Source organism: Variovorax sp. Root434 (assembly GCF_001426595.1).
GTDB lineage: Bacteria > Pseudomonadota > Gammaproteobacteria > Burkholderiales > Burkholderiaceae_C > Variovorax.
Genome location: NZ_LMEK01000001.1, coordinates 292,052 through 311,341, shown reverse-complemented (window position 1 = coordinate 311,341; position 19,290 = coordinate 292,052). Strand labels below are relative to the sequence as shown.

Genomic DNA, 19,290 nt, shown 5'->3' with positions numbered 1-19,290 from the left:
GTCGCCACGAGAGGTTGGTATGCATGTCTCGAAAACCGGTTCGTTCCGTCCTTCCCGCGCCCTGAGGCGCAATGCCCGCGCCTCGGCCCGCCGGCCTTCCGGCTCGTCCGGCCGCCACCGACAGCGGGGCGCTTTCGTGCCCAAGCTCGCGGGCTACGGGCTGCTGGCGTTCGTGCTGTGGCTGATGGTCGAGACGCTGATCCAGCCGCTGCTGTCCTCGCAGGCCACCCGGGCCGTGTTGCAGGCGCCGGTAGGGCTGATCACGTCGCCGATCAACGGCGTGGTCACCCGGATGGTGGTCCACACGCGCGATGCGGTCGAAGCCGGCACCGTCGTGGCCACGGTACGCAATCCGACCGTCAACCAGGAAATACTGACCACCCTGAGATCGCAGCACCTCGCGCTGCAGAGCCAGCTTGCGCAGCTGGGCAACCAGTTCAAGGCCGACAGCCAGGAAATGAAGTTCGTCGGCCATGAGGCCAATGTCCATCGCGAGGCCTCGCTGGCCCAGGCCTGGGAGGCCTGGCAGATCGCCCAGCGCCAGCGCGACGTGGCGCAGAGCGTGGTGGAGGAGCAGGAGAACAAAGTCCGCACCAACCAGGCGCTGCTGGAACAGGGGGCGATCAGCGAGCAGGTGATGAACGCGTCCGAGGCCCAGCTGAACACGGCGCGTGCCAACGCCGCGGTGGCGGCACAGGCCTTCGCCGGGCAGGCCCAGACGGTGGCGAGCGCCGGACAGGGCGCCTTCGTGGGGACAGGCGGCAACAGCCTGTTCCAGACGCTGGAGAGCCGGCGCGGCGTGCTGCGCAACAGTGTCGACCGTGCCCGACAGGACGGCACCGCCATCGTCCAGCAACTCAAGCAGGTCGCGGCGCTCGAGGAAGAGGAGCGCCAGCGGGTGGAGAAACTGTCCTCCTACGAGATCAAGGCCACCCAGTCGGGGCAGGTCCACACCGTGCTGGCGCCCGAGGGCGCGTATGTGACGGCGGGGCAGTCGCTGGTGCGCGTCACCGATTGCAGCCGGCTGGGCGTGGTGGCGGTGTTTCCGGCCCGGCTGGCCAAGCGGCTGAGCATCGGTTCGGTGCTTGACGTGAAGGTCGGCCAGGCCGTCGCATCGGTGCCGGCGCGCGTGGAGCAATTGCTGCCGGTGGCATCGGACGCGCTGCAGAGCACCTACAGCGTGCCCTTCCCCTTCGCCGAGCAGGGCTCCATCTACGCCGTGGCGCGCATCGACAGCAACGAGCCGCCGAAGGCGCAGTCCGCCGGCGAGAGCAACCTGTGCGCGCCCGGCAAGGTGGTTTCGGCCAGCCTCAGGTCCTGAGTACAGGCAATGAACTGCCCTGCATCGAAAGACAAGCATGCGTTTTTTCCCCCGCGGCCTGGCTCTGGCGCATTGCACGGCCGCCCTGGCGGCGCTGGCCCCGCTGCCGGCGCTCGCCCAGCAACCCGGTGCCACGCAGCAGCGCCTCGCACAGCAAAGCTGTGAGGGTTTGCGCCGGGCGGTGGCCGAAGACCAGAAGGGCGCTGCGTCAGGTCCACTCTTCCTTGCCAGCTACAGGCTCGCCGCAGGCGGCCAGGGCACGCCACCGCTGGAACCCGCGCTGGCGGGCGCAGCCTTCACCTACGACAACGCACTGGCCGGCATCGCGCTGCTGGCATGCGGCGACGCGGGCTCGGCCAGGCGCATCGGCGACGCGATCGTCCGCGCGCTCGAGCGCGGCCCGAACGTGGCCGACGGGCGCGTGCGCAACGCCTATCGCGCCGGGCCGATGACCGAGGACAAGGCCGCGCTGCCGGGCTACTGGGATGCGGGCAAAAAGCAATGGATCGCCGACGCCTACCAGGTGAGCACCGCGACGGGCAACGTGGCATGGGCCGCGCTGCTGCTGTTGAACCTGAACCAGGCCGAACCGACGCCAGCCTATCTGGCGAGCACGCGCAAGCTGCTCGGCTGGATCGAGCAGCGCACGCGTGCCCGGAACGCACCCGACGGCTACAACGGCGGCTGGTACGGCTGGGACAACAAGCAGCGCCCCCAGACCTGGAAGTCGACCGAGCACAACATCGATGTCGCGGTGGTCGCCGCGTGGGCGGCGCGCGCCGGCGGGCAAGGCGAGGCCGAGACCCAGCAGGCGCGCACCGCGCTCGATTTCGTGACCCGCATGTGGAACCCGTCCGAGCAGCGCTTCAACATCGGCACCAAGGAAGACGGCGCCACCATCGCCACCGAAGGCTCCGGGCTCGACGCCCAGCTCTGGCCGCTGCTGGCGGCCACCGACCGTTCCTGCGGCTGGATGCGAGGGCTCGAATGGGTGGAGAAGAACCATCGCTTCGGCGAGGGCTACGGCTTCTCGCGCAGCCCCGACGGCATCTGGACCGAAGGCAGCGCGCAGGTCGCCGCCACGCTGGTGGCCCGCAAGGGCGCGGCGCCCGAAGCGCTGTGGCGCCTGCTGGCGTCGCAGCGCGCCGACAACGGCCTGTACTACGCCACCCCCGCTTCCCGCATCTCCACCGGGCTGGCCATCGGGCCCGACTCGGCGGGCGCCGACTTCTTCTACTACCACTGGCCGCACCTGGGCGCCACTGCGTGGATCGCATTGGCCGCCACCGGCTTCAACCCATTCACCGGCAAGACCGCCGCAACCGGAGCCAATCCATCATGTCCCACCTGATCGCCACGCCGGAGTTCCAGCTCAATGCCCTCGTGGCGGGGCTTGCGCTCCTCCTGATGACGTGGGGCCGCGTCGAGCGCATCGGCCACCGCGCGTTGTTCGGAGCACTCACCGCCCTGCTGCTGATGCGCTACGCCGTCTGGCGCGTGGTGGCGACCATGCCGCCCTCGGACCTCGGCTTCGAGACCCTGTTTGCCTGGGTCTTCCTGGTCTTCGAGCTGACGGCCATCGTCTACACGCTGATGTCCATCCACATGCTGCTGCGGCGGCGCGACAACCACGGGCTGGCCGATCGCGGCGAAGCCGCGCTGCGCGCGCGCGGCGAGCAGGTGCCGGCACTGGACGTGTTCATCTGCACGTACAACGAGGAGCTGGCCGTGCTCGAGAAAACCATCATCGCGGCCCAGGCCATCGACTACCCGCAGCTGAAGGTCTGGGTGCTGGACGACACCCGCCGCGACTGGCTGCGCGACTACTGCGAGCGCCGGGGCGTGCACTATGCGCGGCGGCCCGACAACAGCCATGCCAAGGCCGGCAACCTCAACAACGGCCTGCGCCTGTCGGCGGAGGTGACCAACGCGCCTTTCATCCTGGTGCTCGACGCGGACTTCGCGCCGCAGCGCCAGATCGCCTACCGCATGCTGGGCCTGTTCGACGACCCCAAGGTGGGCCTCGTGCAGACGCCGCAGTTCTATTACAACGCCGACCCCATCCAGCACAACCTGCGCGCCACCAACAGCTGGGTCGACGAGCAGCGCGTGTTCTTCGACGTGCTGCAGCCCGCGAAGGATGCCGTGGACTCGGCCTTCTGCGTGGGCACTTCGTTCATCGTGCGGCGCGACCTGATCACGGCCGCAGGCGGCTTCCCGGTCGGCAGCGTCTGCGAGGACATCCACACCACCTACCTGCTGCTGCGGCATGGCCACATCACGCGCTGGCTGGGCGAGCGGCTTTCGCACGGCCTGTCGGCCGAGAGCATCGTCGACTACATCAACCAGCGCAGCCGCTGGTGCCTCGGCACGGTGCAGCTCGCGCTGCTGCCTCAGGGGCCCTTGCGCGGCAAGGGCTACAGCCTGTCGGCGCGGCTGCATTTCCTGCACGGGCTCCTGCACTGGCTGGGCAAGCCGTTCATGGCGATGATCATGGTGGCGCCGGCGTTGTACTGGTATGCCGGTGTCTCGGTCTTCCACGCGACGCCGCAGGCCTTCGCGGCCTACGGGTTGCCGCCGCTCGTGATGTTCTGGGCCTACAGCTACTGGATCAGCCAGCGGCGCTGCCTGCCCGTGTTCAGCGAGGTGAGCCAGCTCGTGGCGGCGATGGCCGTCACCAGCACGCTGCTCGCCGCGATGCTGAAGCCCTTCGGCCATCCCTTCAAGGTCACCGCCAAGGGCCTGGACCGCTCGAAGACGGTGGTGCACTGGAAGCTGGTCGCCGTGTTCGGCGGGCTGCTCGTCGCACTGCAGGGCGGCGGTGCATCGGCCGTCATGAGCGGCGCTGCGCTCACGCCGGGCGACCAGCTCAATCTGGTGTGGACCGGTATCGCGCTCATTCTGTGCCTTGGCGCGCTCATCGCCTGCGTCGACCTGCCGCGGCCCGACCAGGAAGAGCGCTTCCCCTGGCGCGCCGCGACGCGGGTCCGCACGGCGACGGGCGAAGGCGACTCGCGCTTCGTCAATATCGCCGTGGACGGGGCACTGCTCGAAGGCGGCGCCCTGCTGAAACGCCTGCGCGTGGGGCAGGCCCTGGAGGTCTACGTCGATGCGGTGGGCTGGCTGCCCGCGCTCGTCGCCGGCCGCAGGCGCGCCAGCGCGGAACTGCGCTTCGCCGGCACCGAGACGCAGCGCGAGCAACTGGTGAGCCATGTCTTCAACGTGCTGCCGAGCCACGTCGCGGTGCAGGTGCGCCCGTGGGGGGCGGCTTCGGCGCTGCTCGCCAGCGCGGGGTTCCGTGCGCCTGGCGCCGGCTTCGTGCGCCTGTTCCTGCGGCTGTCGCTGCTCGTCCTGGCGGCCGGCCTCCTGCTGGTGGTAAGCGGCTGCAACCTCACGCCGCCGCTCAAGCAGCCCGACCTGGCGGTGCCTTCCAGCTGGCCCGCCGGCCAGGCGGTGCCGGCATCGGAACCCGCGGACTGGCGCAGCTTCGTTCGGGACGATGAACTGCGCGGCCTGATCGCCACCGCCCTGAACCAGAACCGCGACCTGCGCGTCTATGCGGCCCGTGCGCGCGAAGCCCGCGCGGCCTACGCGGGCAGCCGCGCCTCGCTGTTCCCGCAGATCGGGCTGTCGAGCCATGCGCAGCGCGCCCAGACCACGACGCAGGGTTCGCTCAGCCCGGTGGGGAACGTGCCGTCCGACGGGCGGATCTCGAACAGCTTCGACGTGCAGGCCGGCGTCACGTCGTACGAGCTCGACTTCTTCGGCCGCCAGCAGAGCACCGCCCAGCAAAGCGGCTCCCTGGCCGAGGCCGGCGACAAGGACTACGCCGCAGCCCGCATGAGCCTGGTGGGCGAAGTGACCAATGCGTATCTCACGCTGCGCGCCGACCGCGCCCAGCTCGCACTGGCCAACGCCAACGAGGCCTCGCTGTCTTCCAACGCCGACATGATCGGCCGCGCCAAGGCCGCGGGCGGTGCGGCGCAGCTGGACGTCTTCCGCGCGCAGTCGCTGCTGCAGAACGCCCGTGTGCGGCAGGAGGAATACCGCATGCGCGTTGCCCAGGACCTGCAGGGGCTCAACGTGCTGGTGGGCCAGCCTGTGTCGCCGGACACCGGCGCCGCGCGCCCCTGGCCCGAGCAGTCGACGGAATCCGTGGCGGCGGGCCTGCCGTCCAGCCTGCTGCAGCGCCGGCCCGACCTTCTCGCGGCCTATGCCCGCGTCGAGGCCGCGAACTCCGGCGTCGGCGCGGCCAAGGCGGCCATGCTGCCGACCATCTCGCTGACGGCCCTGGCGGGCGGCGTCAGCGGCGAGCTGTCGACGCTGCTGAGCAGCGGCAGCCGGAGCTGGGCCGGCGTGCTCGGCGTGTCGCTGCCGCTGTTCGACTGGGGACGCCGCTCGGCCAACATCACGGGCAGCGAAGAGCGGCTCGCGGCAGCGATGGCCTCGTACGAATCCGCCGCGCAAGTGGCCTTCCGCGAAACCGCCAATGCATTGATCGCTAGCGACCACCTGCGCCCGCAGCTGCAGGCGCAGCAGTCCCGCGTGCAGGCGCTGGAAAACGTGGCCCGCATCTCGCGCACGCGCTTTCGCAGCGGCCTGGAAGACTACTTCTCCAGCCAGGATGCGCAGCGCGAGCTCTACTCAGAGCAGCAGCAGCTGATCGAGCTGCAGCTGAAGGAAGCCGTGAACATGGTCAACCTCTACAAGGCCCTGGGTGGGGGGTGGAGCAGCACCTGAGGCGAACCGCCCCCTGCTGAAGACACGCACGCGCATGTAGCTTCGGCAGGCACACCGGCCTACACTCGCGCCTCGATCAGTGCAGGAGAAACGCATGGATACCCTGGAGATCGCCAACAAGCTCGTGGCGCTGTGCAAGGAAGGTAAATACGAGGAGGCCAAGGTGCTCTACGCACCCGAGGCCGTGAGCGTCGAGGCCGGTGCGCCGCCCGGCCAGGCGCGCGAGGCGGCCGGCCTCGCGGCCATCAAGGCCAAGGGCGATTGGTGGGTCGCCAACCATGAGGTGCATTCCGCGCAGGTCGCAGGCCCATGGCCGCATGGTGACCGCTTCATCGTCGGCTTCCGCTTCGACGTGACCATGAAGTCCAACGGCCACCGCTTCACGATGGAAGAAATGGCGCTCTACACCGTCAAGGACGGGAAGATCGTGCGGGAAGAGTTCTTCTACGACACCGGCGAATAAGCGCCGATGGCGCCGCGCCGGCAGCCTTCCGCACGCAGGCACGAGTAGGAAGCAAGTTCTCCTGTGAGCGCGATGCGGGCAGAATGCCCCGCAGGTGCCCTCATGAACACAAGATTTGTAGAAGCCTTCCTCTGGGCCGCCCGGCTCGGCAGCTTCCGCGCGGCGAGCGACCGGCTCCACATCACGCAGGCGGCGGTGTCCAACCGCGTCGCCTCCCTCGAAGAAGACATCGGCGCGCGCCTGTTCGAGCGCGACGCGCGCGAACTGCGGCTCACGCCCGTGGGCGTGCGGCTGATGGGCTACGGCGAGCGCCTGCTGGAGCTGCGGCGCGAGATCGTCTCGCTCGGCCGGCCGCGGGGAGACATCCTCGGGCTGGTGCGCATCGGCGCCATCGAGACCGTGGTCCACACCTGGCTGCTGGGCTTTCTCACCAACCTGCGCTCGACCTATCCGGGCATCGAGGTGCAGCTCACTTCCGAGACCACGCTGGCGCTGCATCGCGGCCTGCGCGAGGGCGCGCTCGACATCGCGCTGCAGACCGACCACATCGCCGGCGCGGGCATCGTGAGCACGCCCTGCCTGCCGATGCCCATGGGCTGGGTGGGCGCGCCCGGCGCCGAGCCGGTGCAGACGGTCGAGCAGCTGCTGCGCCAGCCCGTGCTCACGATGAGCCCCGGCTCGCAGCCGCACGAGGCGCTGAAGAACCTGTTCCGCGCGGCGGGCATTCCGCTGGGCAAGGTGCACTGCGTGAGCTCGATCTCGGCGCTGGCGCGGCTGGTGAAGGCGGGCTTCGGCAACGCGCTGGTGCCGCTGCCGCCCTGCTATGAATACGTGGCCATCGGCGACGTGAAGATCATCGAGTGCGACGCGCTCATCTCGCCGCAACGCATCGTGGTGAGCCACCTGGAAGCCGCCGACTCCGACGCCATCCGGCTCGTGGCCGAGCTGGCCTGCCGGGCCTCCGACCAGTTCACCACCTCGGCCATCGCACCAACCTGGAGCGCGACCACAGAGGATTAACCCTCGAAATGGCGCATTTCGGCCCCGAAAAGGGGCCAGTAATTCTTGTGGCTGTCGCCCAGAAAAACTCGTTTGTGACAGCCCGACCACGCGGCGGAAGATCGCGCCTTCATTTTTCCGAAGGCCCGCTCCTCTTTCGCCGTCATGAATACCCCTGATTCCCTTTCTTCCGCAACGGCAGCAACAGCAGCAGTGAACGGCCTGCTGTTCGTCGCCTCCGATGTCGAGCCCGCCGACGAGGCCGACTTCAACCGCTGGTACGACCAGGAGCATGTGGAAGAGCGCGTGCGCATTCCCGGCTTTCTCTCGGGCGCGCGCTACTTCTCGCTCGAAGGCGGCCGCAAGTACCAGGGGCTGTACCGCACCGACTCGCTGGCGGTGTTCGGCTCGCCGGGCTACCGCGCCGCGTTCGAAAAGCAGACGCCGTGGTCGGTCGCCAACCTCGACCGCATGCGCCAGCCGATGCGCCGCGTGTGCGCCGTGCGTGCCGTCACTGGCTTCGGCAGCGGCAGCCACGTGGCCGTGCTCCCCCTGGCGCCCGCAGCCGATGCCGAAGCCCAGGTGGCAGCCGCCGCGAGCACCGGCGCGCAGCTGAAGAAGGAGCAGGCAGGCTTCGTGCAGTCGTACCTGCTCGTGCCCGACGTTGCGCTCAGCACGCCGCTGCCGCGCGAATCCGTCGAGGGCCGGGTACTGCAGCCGCTGCTGGTGATCGAGACCAGCAGCGAAGGCGCGGCCCGCGCCGCACGCGCCACGGCCGCCGCCGCATTCGACGCCGATCCGGCCAGCGGCTGGCTGCTCGCGCTCGGCTGGAAGCTGACTGCGGCAGAGCTGGCCTGAAACAGCAGACCTCTGTCCCCCACACATCCCCCTCACCGAACAAAGGCATCCAATGACCGAACATGTTCTTCCCGCCGCGGCTTCCGTGGCACCCGGGCAGGCCGCGCCGGCCTCCGCGAAGATGGGCCGGCTGGCCATGGCCAGCTCCATCGGCACCACGCTGGAGTGGTACGACTTCACCGTCTACAACATCATGGCGGCGCTGGTCTTCAACGCGGTGTTCTTCCCCTCGTTCGACCCGCTCACCGGCACCATCCTCGCGTTCTCGACCTACGCGGTCGGCTACATCTCGCGCCCGCTGGGCGGCGTGGTGTTCGGCCACCTCGGCGACCGGCTGGGCCGGCGCTTCGTGCTGGTGGCCACGCTGGTCATCATGGGCGTGTCCACCGGCCTGATGGGCCTGCTGCCCACCTATGCGAGCTGGGGCATCTGGGCACCCGTCGCGCTGGTGGCGCTGCGCTTCGTGCAGGGCGTGGCGCTCGGCGGCGAATGGGCCGGCGCGGTGCTGCTGTCGATGGAGCACGGCAAGCCCGACGAGCGCGGCCGCAACGCCTCGTTCACGCAGGTGGGCCCCTCGTGCGGCACGCTGATCGGCACCGGCTTCATCGCCATCGTGTCGGCCTGGCTGAGCCCTGAGGACTTCCAGAGCTGGGGCTGGCGCATTCCCTTCATCTCCAGCGTCGCGCTGGTGCTGTTCGGTCTGTGGCTGCGCCGGGGCGTGGACGAAACGCCCGTCTTCCGCGAGATGGAAAAGAAGAAGGCCACCGCCAAGACGCCCATCAAGGAAGTGCTCACGCAGCACTGGCGCCGCCTGCTGGTGGCCGGCGGCTCGCGCATCGGCTCCGACGTGCTGTATGCGCTGGTGGTGGTGTTCACGCTGACCTACGTGACGACGGTGCTGCACCTGTCGCGCCCGCTGGCGCTCACCGCCACGATGATCGGCGCGGCCTGCAACGCGATCGCGGTGCCGTGGTTCGGCAGCCTGTCGGACCGCATCGGCCGCCGCCCGGTCTACATCGCCGGCGCGCTGCTGGGCATGATCTGGGCCTTCGTGTTCTTCGTGCTGATGAACAGCGCGCACCCGGTCGCGATCTGCGCGGCGGTGGTGGTGGGCCTTTTGATCCACGCGATGATGTACGGCCCGCAGGCCGCCTTCGTCACCGAGCAGTTCCCCGGCCGCGTGCGCTACGCGGGCGCCTCGCTGGCCTACACGCTGGCCGGCATCGTGGGCGGCGGCTTCGCGCCGCTGATCATCGCGAGCCTGTTCAAGTCCTGGGGCAGCACGGTGGCCGTGTCGTTCTACGTGGTGGCCGCGCTGTGCGTGACGCTGATCGCCCTGGTGGTCGCGCGCGAAACCGCCAAGCGCCCACTGGAGAGCTGAGCGATGACGACGACGAGCAACACGAATTCCCGCCTGCGCTTCGCCTGCGAGAGCATCGCCGACGACGGCACGCGCTCCACCGCCCTGTACCTCGTCGCGCCGCGCGCGCTGGTGGTGGCGGGCTGGACCGGGCGCGACATCGCCGCCATCGAGCACCACATCGAGGAGCTGGCCGCGCTCGGCGTGCCGCGCCCTTCGAGCGTGCCGCTGTACTACCGCGTGGCGGCCCAGCTGCTGACCCAATCGCCCGCCATCGAGGCGCTGGGCGACCAGAGCTCCGGCGAGGCCGAGCCGGTGCTCTTCTTCTTGCAGGGCGAGTGGTGGCTGAGCGTGGCCTCCGATCACACCGACCGGCAGGTCGAGAGCTACTCGGTGGCGGTGTCGAAGCAGATGTGCGCCAAGCCCGTGGCCGAGACCGCCTGGCGCTGGCGCGACGTGCAGGCGCACCAGGACACGCTGGAGCTGCGCTCGCGCATCCTGGAGGACGGCCGCTGGGTCGACTACCAGCGCGGCACGCTCGCATCGATCCGCCCGCTGACCGGCCTGCGCGATGGCATGCCCGGTGCCGATGCGGTTCCCGAGGGCCTCTTCATGACCTGCGGCACGCTGGGCGCGCTGCCCAACGCGAAGGGCGAAGGCATCCGGCCCGCGACGCAGATGGAGATCGAGCTGCACGACCCGAAGCTGCAGCGCCGCATCGTGCATCGCTATGCGGTGGAAGCACTGCCGGTGGTGGCATGACGATGAAGAACGGCAACACCATCACGGCGCTGCGCGAGCGCATCGCGCGCGGCGAGCTGTCGCACGAGGCGCTGATCGACGAAGTGCTCGAAGCGGCCGAGCAGCCTGCTGCACGGCATGTCTTCACGCGCCTTTACGCCGACGCAGCCCGCGCCGCCGCGCGCCATGCCGATGCGGCGCGCAAGGCCGGCATCGAGACCGCCCCGCTCGCCGGCCTGCCGGTGTCGGTGAAAGACCTGTACGACGTGGCCGGTGAAACCACCATGGCGGGCTCCGCCGTCTGTGCGGGCGAAGCGCCGGCGGCGCACGACGCGACCGCCGTGACGCGGCTGCGCGCACAGGGTGCGGCCATCGTCGGCAAGACCAACATGACGGAGTTCGCGTTCTCGGGCGTGGGCATCAACCCGCACTACGGCACGCCGCGCAACCCGGCCGATGCGCAGACGCCGCGCATTCCGGGCGGTTCGTCGTCCGGCGCGGCGGTGTCGGTGGCGCTCGGGCTCGCGGTGGCCGGGCTGGGCTCGGACACGGGCGGCTCGATCCGCATCCCCGCCGCACTGTGCGGCCTGGTCGGCTTCAAGAGCACGCAGTCGCGCGTGCCGCGCACGGGCGCCTTCGAACTCGCGCGCTCGCTCGACACGGTGTGCGCCATGGCACGCAGCGTGGAAGACTGCCTGATCGCCGATGCCGCCATTGCCGACGCGCCGCTCGCGGTGCGCCGCCGACCGCTGCAGGGCATGCGCCTGGCCGTTCCGCGCACGCTGATGTTCGACGACATCGAGCCCGCGGTGGCGCGCGCTTTCGACCGCGCGCTGCAGTCGCTCTCGGCGGCGGGTGCGCAGATCGTGGACATCACGCTGGCCGAACTCGCCGAGATCGCGACCGTCAACGCGCCCGGCGGCTTCTCGCCGGTGGAAGCCGCCGCCGTGCACCGCGAGCGCTTCGCCGCCAGGCGCGACGGCTTCGACGCGCGCGTGGCCGCCCGCATCGCGCTCGGCACCGAGGTGCGCGCCGCCGACTACATCGCCATGCAGGACCGCCGGCGCGACTGGATCGGCCGCGTGGGCCGCGCCATCGAAGGCTTCGACGCACTGGTGTGCCCGACCGTGCCCATCGTCGCGCCACCCATCGATGCGCTGGCGGAAGACGCGGCCTTCTTCAGGGCTAACGGCCTGCTGCTGCGCAACACCTTCGCGATCAACCTGCTCGACGGCTGCGCCTTCAGCCTGCCATGCCATGCGCCGGGCGAACTGCCGGTGGGGCTGATGCTGGCGTCGGTGCACGGCGACGATGCGCGGCTGGCGGCGGTGGCGCTGGCTGCCGAGCCCGTGCTGCGCCACATCGATGGCATCCACCACGACTCTCACGCCATGGCCCTCCTTCGCTAGACTGGATGGCGTCGTCGAATGGAGAGCACCCATGTGCCGCAGCATCAAGACCCTCTACAACTTCGAGCCGCCCGCCACCGAGCAGGAAATTCGCGCCGCCGCGCTGCAGTTCGTGCGCAAGCTCAGCGGCTTCAGCGTGCCGTCCAAGGCCAATGAGGAAGTCTTCGGGCGCGCGGTCGATGAAGTGGCCGCCACTGCGGCTCGGCTGATCGAATCGCTGGTCACCACGGCCGAGCCGCGCGACCGGGGCGTCGAGGCCGAACGCGCCAAGGCCCGCGCGGCCGTGCGATTCGGCAGCAGCCCCGCGTGATAAAAGACAAGCGATAGCCTCCATCCGAGCAACAACCACACAGGAACACAACCCATGCCCATCGAACTCTGGCTCGCCTTCGTCGCGGCCTCCGCCGTCATGCTGGTCATTCCGGGACCGACCATCCTCACTGTCATCAGCTATTCGATGTCGCACGGCCGCCGCGCCAACGTGCCGCTGGTCGCTGCCGTGGCGCTCGGCGACTCGACGGCGCTGGTGGTGTCGCTGCTGGGGCTGGGTGCGCTGCTGGCCACCTCGGCTTTCTGGTTCACGGTGGTCAAGTGGGTGGGCGGGCTGTACCTGCTGTACCTCGGCATCAAGCTGCTGCGCGCGGGCATCTCGTCCACCGAAATCGCCGCGCCGGCCGCGCCCGCCTCGCGGCTGCGCCTGTTCGCCAACACCTACCTGGTGACGGCGCTGAACCCGAAGGGCATCGTGTTCTTCGTGGCCTTCCTGCCGCAGTTCATCAGCCCGGCGGCCAATGTCACGTACCAGTTGTGGGTGCTGGCCGTCACTTTCGTCGCACTGGCCGCAACCAATGCCACGCTCTATGCGGTGTTCGCGGGCTCGGCGCGCCGGCTGCTGTCATCGCCGCGCGCGCAGCGGCGCTTCAACTTCGCGGGTGGTTCGCTGCTGAGCGCGGCCGGCATCTGGGCGCTGATGGCGCGCCGGCCGGGCTGAGCGGCCCGCGCGCGCTCATGAAAAAGGGCCGCAAAGCGCCATGCTTCGCGGCCTTTTCCTGTGGCAGTCAGTAGCGGTACGGATTGTTCGGGGCGCGGTCGTAGCGATTGGGCACGCCGTCGTTGTCGCGGTCCCTGTCGTAGCGGTTCGGCACGCCGTCGCGGTCGCGGTCGCCGTAGTAGTGGCCGCGCGGCGGCGGGCGGTCGTAAGGCGCGACCACGCAGCCGGCCAGGATGGCCGACGCGGCCAGCAGGATCGCCAATGTCTTCGTCATGTGAGTTCTCCTTGGAGTGTTTGTGGAACCGGGCTTCGCCTCCTGCGAGCCGGTACTGCATTGAAGGCCACGCCGGTACGCATCGGGTTTCTGCAGTGAGGCGCTTGCGTGAAGTTGGTTACCGGATGTGGAACATGGCGAGAACTTTGGGCTGAAGTTTTCATGCCCGCAAGGCGGCAAGCCGCCCGTCGCGGGGTAGGCGCCGTTCCCGTGGTGCATCGCAGAGAATGTCGGCGCCCACGCTTCCGGACACCGACCTTTTCGATGCAATCCGCGCCCCTCTTCGTCCCCATCCGCAAGGCCCTCGCCGCAGCCCTGCTGGCGGCGGCCTGCGTCCATCCAGCCTGGGCCCTCGTGAGCTTCGAAGAAGTGAAGCGCGACTTCCGCTCCTCCGACACCGAGGTGCTCGACCGCAACGGCGAGTTGCTGCAGCGCGTGCGCACCGATCCCACCGTGCGGCGCGGCCGGTGGACCGCGCTGGCCGACGTGTCGCCCGCGCTGCGCACGGCCATGGTGCTGAGCGAGGACAAGCGCTTCTACGAACACAGCGGCATCGACTGGCGCGCGGTCTCGGCCGCGGCCTGGGCCAACGTGTGGAACACGCGCACGCGCGGCGCCTCGACCATCACGATGCAGCTGTCGGGCCTGCTCGACGACGACCTGCGCCGCGCCTCTGGCGGACGCAGCTTCACGCAGAAGATCGGTCAGACAGTGGCGGCCGCGCAGCTGGAGCGCAACTGGCGCAAGGACCAGATCCTCGAGGCCTACCTCAACACCGTGCCGTTCCGCGGCGAGATCGTGGGCATCGATGCGCTCTCGCGCACGCTGTTCGGCAAGGCGCCGAGCGGGCTCGATGCGCGCGAGGCCGCCGTGGCATCGGCGCTGGTGCGCGCGCCGAATGCAAAGCCCGCCGTGGTGGCGCAGCGCGCCTGCGAGGTGCTGCGCGCGATGGAACCGCAGCAGAAGGTCGACTGCGAGGCGCTCGACATGTTCACGAGCGCAGCGGTGCAGCGCCGCGCCTTCGAGACGAACGAAGGGATCGCGCCGCATGCGGCTCGGCGCGTGCTGCGCGAGATTCGGGATGCGAATGCGGGGGCGGCCCCCACCCCGGCCCTCCCCCAGAGGGGGAGGGAGAAAGACAGCAAGGAAACCAGTGTGCGCACCACCCTGCGCGCGCCGCTGCAGCGCTTTGCGCTGGACACGCTGCAGCGCCACCTGCGCGAACTGCGCGAGCGCCACGTGGAAGACGGCGCGCTGGTGGTGCTCGACAACGCGACCGGCGAAGTGCTTGCCTGGGTCGGCTCCTCCGGCCCGCTGAGCCAGGCGGCCGAGGTCGACGGCGTCACCGCGCTGCGGCAGCCCGGCTCCACGCTCAAACCGCTGCTCTACGGCCAGGCGATTGCCGAGCGGCGCATCACCGCGGCCTCGCTGATCGAGGACTCGTCGGCGCAGATCAGCACCGCCAGCGGCCTCTACATTCCGCAGAACTACGACCGCCGCTTCAAGGGCCCGGTGTCGGCACGCACCGCCCTGGCCGCCTCGCTCAACGTGCCGGCCGTGCGCACGCTGGTGATGGTGTCGCCCGAAGCCTTCGCGCGCGAGCTGCGCGCCGTCGGCCTGCCGCTGCGCGAGAGCGGCGACTACTACGGCTACAGCCTCGCGCTCGGCAGCGCCGAGGTGTCGCTGCTGTCGCTCACCAACGCCTACCGCATGCTGGCCAACGGCGGGCGCTACGGCACGACGACGCTGACCGTGCGGCCACCCGTCCCGGCCGAAAGATCGAAGCCGCCGATGCTCGACCCGCGCGCCGCCTTCATCGTCGGCGACATCCTCTCCGACCCCAACGCGCGCACCCGCACCTTCGGACTCGACAGCATCCTTTCCACCCGCTTCTGGACCGCCGTGAAGACCGGCACCAGCAAGGACATGCGCGACAACTGGGCCGTGGGCTGGTCGCAGCGCTACACGGTAGGCGTGTGGGTCGGCAACGCCAGCGGCGAGTCGATGTGGGACGTGAGCGGCACCAGCGGCGCCGCACCGGTGTGGGCCGAGGTGATGCGCTTCCTGCACGCGCGCGAGCCGAGCCGCGCGCCCGCGCCGCCGCCCGGCCTCGTCGAAGCGCGCGTGAGCTTCGGCAACGGCGCCGACGGCAACCCGCTCGAAGCGGCACGCAGCGAGTGGTTCCTGCAGGGCACCGAGCAGCCGCTGTTCGCGCTCGATACCGGCATGGCGGCCGGCGCCGCCTCGGCGCGCATCACCGCGCCGGCCGACGGCACCATCATCGCGCTCGATCCCGACATCCCGCCGCAGCGCCAGCGCGTGCGCTTCGACTCCGAAGGCCGCGGCGTGCAGTGGCGCATCGACGGCAAGCCCTTCGAGCGCGGCAACAGCGTGCAGTGGTTTCCCTGGCCGGGGCGCCACGTGATCGAACTGGTGGACGCCGGCGGCAAGGTGGTGGACCAGCGCCGGCTCGAAGTGCGCGGCGCCGGCGTGGTGACGAAAAGCGCGCGCCGGTAAAGGCCGTGGACGGCGCGCTTCGGGGCGCGAAGAGAGGGCCGGCGCTTGGTAAAGATGCCGTCCGGGCCAACCACCACATGGACAGTCCGGGCTTTGTTTGGCGGCAAAATTCGTCCAATCATTGAATGACCCAGGTCCTCCCGATGCTTGCCCAAGCCCCCCGAACCTCCCTGGCGGACACCGCCGCCGACAGCATCCGCGCCGAGATCTCCGCCGGCCGCTGGGCCGTCGGCTCCCGCATTCCCATCGAGCCTCAGCTCGCGCAATTGCTGGGCGTGAGCCGCGGCACGGTGCGCGAGGCGGTCAAGACGCTGGTGTCGCGCGGGCTGCTCGAAGTGCGGCAAGGCTCGGGCACCTATGTTCGCTCGGGCTTCGACCCTTCGTCCAGCCTGCAGAAGCTGCGCCTGGCCAGCCTGCGCGACCAGTTCGAAGTGCGCCGCGCGCTCGAGGTGGAAGCCGCCCGGCTCGCCGCAGTGCGCCACACCTCGCGCGACCTGCGCCGCCTCCACACCCTGCTCGACAAGCGCGGCGTGCCCGACGCCAGCGACAACGGTGCGGGCTTCATCGAGCGCGACCTCGCCTTTCACCTCGCCATCGTCGACGTATCGGGCAACCTCGCGCTGGCCGAAACCTGCCGCTTCATCACGGGCTACATCAAGGAAACGATCGCGAGTTCGATGGGCGGCACCAACCTGCCCGAGCCCGACGACGCCGCACACCGCGCGATCGTCGAAGGCATTGCCAGCCGCGACCCCGACGTGGCCGCCGCGGCGGTGCGCGCCTTCATGGCGCCGATGATCAACGCGCTGGCACTGGGCACACGATGAGCTCGCTCACGCTCGCCTCAGGCCACACCACGGCCGACGACCTGCTGATCGACGCCGAAGCCGACAGCCTGCCTGCGCCGCGCCCCACGCCCGCGCCCACCCTCGCGCGCCGCGTCCTGCTCGCCGCCAGCGTGGTGCTGATCGCCTTCAACCTGCGCCCGGTGTTCGCCAGCCTCTCGGTGGTGCTGCCGGAGATCATCAAGGCCACCGGGCTCTCGGCCACGGCCGCGAGCCTGCTGACCACGCTGCCGATCGTCTGCCTGGGCGTGTTCGCGCCGCTCGCGCCCGGCCTGGGCCGCCGCTTCGGCACCGAGCGCACGCTGCTGGCATGCATGGTGCTGATCCTGGTCGGCACGGTGCTGCGCGGCACCGGCAGCATCCCGCTGCTGTTCCTGGCCTCGGCCATCGCGGGCAGCGGCATTGCGGTGTCGAACGTGCTGCTGTCGGGCCTCGTGAAGCGCGACTTTGCGTCGCAGGCGGCGCTGATGATGGGCCTCTACACCATGGCCGTGTGCGGCGGCGCGGCCAGCGCCGCGGGCCTCACGGTGCCCATCGAGCACGCGCTGGGCGGCGGCTGGACCATGGCGCTCGCGATGTGGGCGCTGCCGGCCGCGCTGGTCACGCTGATCTGGGCGCCGCAGGCGTTGCCGCTGAAGCCGGTGGCGAGCGAATCGGGCTTCACGGTGCGCGGGCTGTGGCGCGACAGGCTGGCCTGGCAGGTCACTTTCTTCATGGGCCTGCAGTCCGCGCTCGCCTACATCGTGATGGGCTGGCTCGCGCCGATATTGCGCGAGCGCGGGCTCGGCAGCGAGACGGCCGGCTACGTGGTGTCGCTGTCGGTCATGACGCAGGTGGTGACCTGCCTCGTGGTGCCCGCGCTGGCGGTGAAGCTGCGCAACCAGCGCGGCCTTGCGGTCGCGCTGGCGCTGCTCACGGTGGGCGCGATGCTGGCGATGCTGTTCGCGCCGCTGGGAGGCGTGTTCGGCGTGTGGGCCTGGGCCGTGCTGCTGGGCATTGCGCAGGGCGGCACCTTCGCGCTGGCGCTCACGATGATCGTGCTGCGCTCGCCCGATTCGCACGTGGCCGCGCATCTCTCGGGCATGGCGCAGGGCGTGGGCTACATGGTGGCTGCCTTCGGGCCGCTGGTGGCCGGGCTGCTGCACGGCTGGACGGGGAGCTTTCGCGCCTCGTCGTGGCTGTTCATCGGGCTGGGCGTGGCGCTGGTCATCACGGGGCTGGGGGCCGGCCGCACGATGCACGTGGGCACGACGACCGTGCCTCGGCACTGAGTGGCGGTTTCTCGCCCCTGTTTGTGATTACTGCGGACCGCCGCAGAAACCGGCGCGCTCGGTGGTCTTCGCCGTGAAGCGGATGCGCGTGGTGGTCGCCGCGCTCCGCGGCTCGTTCTGCGGCCACTCGGTCTGCACCCAGGTGTATTGCCAGTCGTAGGGCGCGCCCGGCTTCGCAGCCTCGCCGTAGGCGATGCGCAGGCTGCCGTTGCCCTCGTCGTGGCAGTGCTTCGAGGTCTTGTATTCCTTCTCGCTGAAGCAGGCGCGGATCATCTTGAAACACGAGAACGGAATGTCCTCGTGCACCGCCTTGCCGCCTTCCAGCGGCACGAAGTCCGCGGTGTCGAACGAGGCGCCGCCGCCGGAGTACATCTCCGACACGGTCTGCAGCACAGCCACGGCCCACTTGCCTTCGGCCAGCGGATAGAGCGCCGGCGCGAGCGACAGGCGCGCCTCGGGCTGCTCGGCGCCGCTGTCTTTCTTCAGGGACTGCGCGTAGCCCGCGAAATCGTGGAGGCGGTCGAGCTGCCAGCCCGCCGCGTCGGTGCTGCGTTTGACGCGCGCCATGGCCAGCGGCTCGGCCGAGAGCACCACGTAGTCGCCGGGCGCGGCGCCGCGCGGACGGTAAAGGCCCAGTTGCTGCACGTTGCAGGGCTGCGGCAGCAAGGCGCACAGGCGCGTACGCCATTTCGCATCGAGCGAATCGGGCTTCTTCACCGCATCGAACACCTGCGCCGACGGCGCGGCAAGCACGGGAGCAGCGAACGACAGCAGGGCGAGCAGGAATGGCAGTTTTCTCATGGAGCCGGATGGTAGCCACCGGCAGGGCTCCTGGTTGATAAAGTCGCACGCGACCATGAATCCTTCTTCTTCCGCCCTCCTCCGGATCGACGCGCTGCGCTTCGCCTACCCCGACCAGCCCGCGCTGGTGTCCGACTGGAACGCATCCGTCGGCACCGGCGTCACGCTGCTCTACGGCGACACCGGCACTGGCAAGTCGGCGCTCCTGCAGGTGATCGCCGGCACGCTGCCCGCTTCCGGGCGGCTGACGGTTGCAGGCACGAGCCTCGACGCCGCGCCCGAGGCGTACCGCCGCCAGGTGTTCTTCGTCGACCCCGTGACCGACCGCTTCGACCAACTCAGCGCGCGCGAATGCACGGCTTCGCTCGTCGAGGGCGACGCGGGCTTCGACGAGGCGAAGTGGCAGGCCATCGCCGACGGCTTCTCGCTGGCCCCGCATCTGGACAAGAAGATGTTCATGCTCTCGACCGGCTCGAAGCGCAAGGTGTGGATGGCTGCCGGGCTGGCATCGGGCCGGCCACTCGTCCTGCTCGACGAGCCGACGGCCGGGCTCGATGCACCGTCGACGCGATGCCTGTGGGCCACGCTCTCGGGCTTCTCGGCGCAGGCCAGGCAAGCGGTCATCGTGGCCAGCGCGGCGCGCATCGACACCGTGCCGCTAGCGGCCACCATCGAACTGCCGCTGGCCTGACGCCTGCCT

At 70.0% G+C, this 19,290-nt stretch carries 17 protein-coding genes; 15 read left to right on the top strand and 2 right to left on the bottom strand.

The window, feature by feature from the left end; translation table 11 throughout:
* Positions 1-136: 136 nt before the first annotated feature.
* From ASD05_RS01460 to ASD05_RS01410, 11 genes are all read left to right on the top strand, one after another.
* Positions 137-1,321 carry an HlyD family efflux transporter periplasmic adaptor subunit gene (locus ASD05_RS01460; protein WP_235507825.1) on the top strand — a complete coding sequence of 395 codons (1,185 nt, stop codon included), beginning with the start codon at positions 137-139 and terminating at the stop codon, positions 1,319-1,321.
* Positions 1,322-1,358: 37 nt separating this feature from the next.
* Positions 1,359-2,672, top strand: a complete 1,314-nt coding sequence (locus ASD05_RS01455) for a hypothetical protein (protein WP_056586624.1) — start codon at positions 1,359-1,361, stop codon at positions 2,670-2,672.
* Complete coding sequence (locus tag ASD05_RS01450) at positions 2,660-6,061, top strand: efflux transporter outer membrane subunit (RefSeq protein ID WP_056586621.1); 3,402 nt, start codon at positions 2,660-2,662, stop codon at positions 6,059-6,061. Before ASD05_RS01455 ends, ASD05_RS01450 begins: the two co-directional genes overlap by 13 nt.
* Positions 6,062-6,155: 94 nt before the next feature.
* Positions 6,156-6,524, top strand: a complete 369-nt coding sequence (locus tag ASD05_RS01445) for a nuclear transport factor 2 family protein (protein ID WP_056586617.1) — start codon at positions 6,156-6,158, stop codon at positions 6,522-6,524.
* Positions 6,525-6,626: 102 nt separating this feature from the next.
* The gene (locus ASD05_RS01440) at positions 6,627-7,544 is read left to right on the top strand and encodes a LysR family transcriptional regulator (RefSeq protein ID WP_056586613.1); all 918 of its coding nucleotides are present in this window, start codon (positions 6,627-6,629) and stop codon (positions 7,542-7,544) included.
* A gap of 144 nt (positions 7,545-7,688) precedes the next feature.
* Entirely contained in the window at positions 7,689-8,381 is a 693-nt protein-coding gene (locus ASD05_RS01435) for a DUF4286 family protein (RefSeq protein WP_056586610.1), read from the top strand.
* A 52-nt stretch (positions 8,382-8,433) separates the two neighbouring features.
* Positions 8,434-9,762 (top strand): MFS transporter, encoded by a 1,329-nt coding sequence (locus ASD05_RS01430; RefSeq protein ID WP_157609919.1) that lies wholly within the window; start codon positions 8,434-8,436, stop codon positions 9,760-9,762.
* 3 nt (positions 9,763-9,765) lie between these two features.
* Positions 9,766-10,503, top strand: coding sequence for a DUF2848 domain-containing protein (locus ASD05_RS01425; protein ID WP_157609918.1), 738 nt, complete (start codon positions 9,766-9,768; stop codon positions 10,501-10,503).
* Positions 10,500-11,891 (top strand): amidase, encoded by a 1,392-nt coding sequence (locus ASD05_RS01420; protein ID WP_056586607.1) that lies wholly within the window; start codon positions 10,500-10,502, stop codon positions 11,889-11,891. Before ASD05_RS01425 ends, ASD05_RS01420 begins: the two co-directional genes overlap by 4 nt.
* A 31-nt stretch (positions 11,892-11,922) precedes the next feature.
* Positions 11,923-12,201 carry a DUF2277 domain-containing protein gene (locus ASD05_RS01415; protein ID WP_056586604.1) on the top strand — a complete coding sequence of 93 codons (279 nt, stop codon included), beginning with the start codon at positions 11,923-11,925 and terminating at the stop codon, positions 12,199-12,201.
* A gap of 54 nt (positions 12,202-12,255) precedes the next feature.
* Positions 12,256-12,882, top strand: a complete 627-nt coding sequence (locus ASD05_RS01410) for a LysE family translocator (RefSeq protein WP_056586601.1) — start codon at positions 12,256-12,258, stop codon at positions 12,880-12,882.
* A 67-nt stretch (positions 12,883-12,949) separates the two neighbouring features.
* On the opposite strand, the gene ASD05_RS01405 is transcribed toward ASD05_RS01410, so the two are convergent.
* Complete coding sequence (locus tag ASD05_RS01405) at positions 12,950-13,156, bottom strand: thrombospondin type 3 repeat-containing protein (RefSeq protein WP_007830422.1); 207 nt, start codon at positions 13,154-13,156, stop codon at positions 12,950-12,952.
* Between the two features lie 264 nt (positions 13,157-13,420).
* On the opposite strand from ASD05_RS01405, the gene pbpC reads away from it, so the two are divergent.
* The 3 genes from pbpC to ASD05_RS01390 all read left to right on the top strand — a co-directional run bounded on the left by pbpC (position 13,421) and on the right by ASD05_RS01390 (position 17,789).
* Positions 13,421-15,673 carry a penicillin-binding protein 1C gene (gene pbpC, locus ASD05_RS01400; protein ID WP_056586597.1) on the top strand — a complete coding sequence of 751 codons (2,253 nt, stop codon included), beginning with the start codon at positions 13,421-13,423 and terminating at the stop codon, positions 15,671-15,673.
* Positions 15,674-15,798: 125 nt separating this feature from the next.
* The gene (locus ASD05_RS01395; protein ID WP_414930029.1) at positions 15,799-16,500 is read left to right on the top strand and encodes a FadR/GntR family transcriptional regulator; all 702 of its coding nucleotides are present in this window, start codon (positions 15,799-15,801) and stop codon (positions 16,498-16,500) included.
* Positions 16,497-17,789 carry a CynX/NimT family MFS transporter gene (locus ASD05_RS01390; protein ID WP_056586591.1) on the top strand — a complete coding sequence of 431 codons (1,293 nt, stop codon included), beginning with the start codon at positions 16,497-16,499 and terminating at the stop codon, positions 17,787-17,789. Before ASD05_RS01395 ends, ASD05_RS01390 begins: the two co-directional genes overlap by 4 nt.
* A gap of 27 nt (positions 17,790-17,816) precedes the next feature.
* Here ASD05_RS01390 and ASD05_RS01385 read toward each other — a convergent pair whose 3' ends face one another.
* Positions 17,817-18,590, bottom strand: coding sequence for a hypothetical protein (locus ASD05_RS01385; protein WP_056586588.1), 774 nt, complete (start codon positions 18,588-18,590; stop codon positions 17,817-17,819).
* Positions 18,591-18,645: 55 nt separating this feature from the next.
* Between ASD05_RS01385 and ASD05_RS01380 the strand changes: the two genes are divergently transcribed.
* Complete coding sequence (locus ASD05_RS01380) at positions 18,646-19,281, top strand: ATP-binding cassette domain-containing protein (protein ID WP_056586585.1); 636 nt, start codon at positions 18,646-18,648, stop codon at positions 19,279-19,281.
* Positions 19,282-19,290 lie beyond the last annotated feature (9 nt).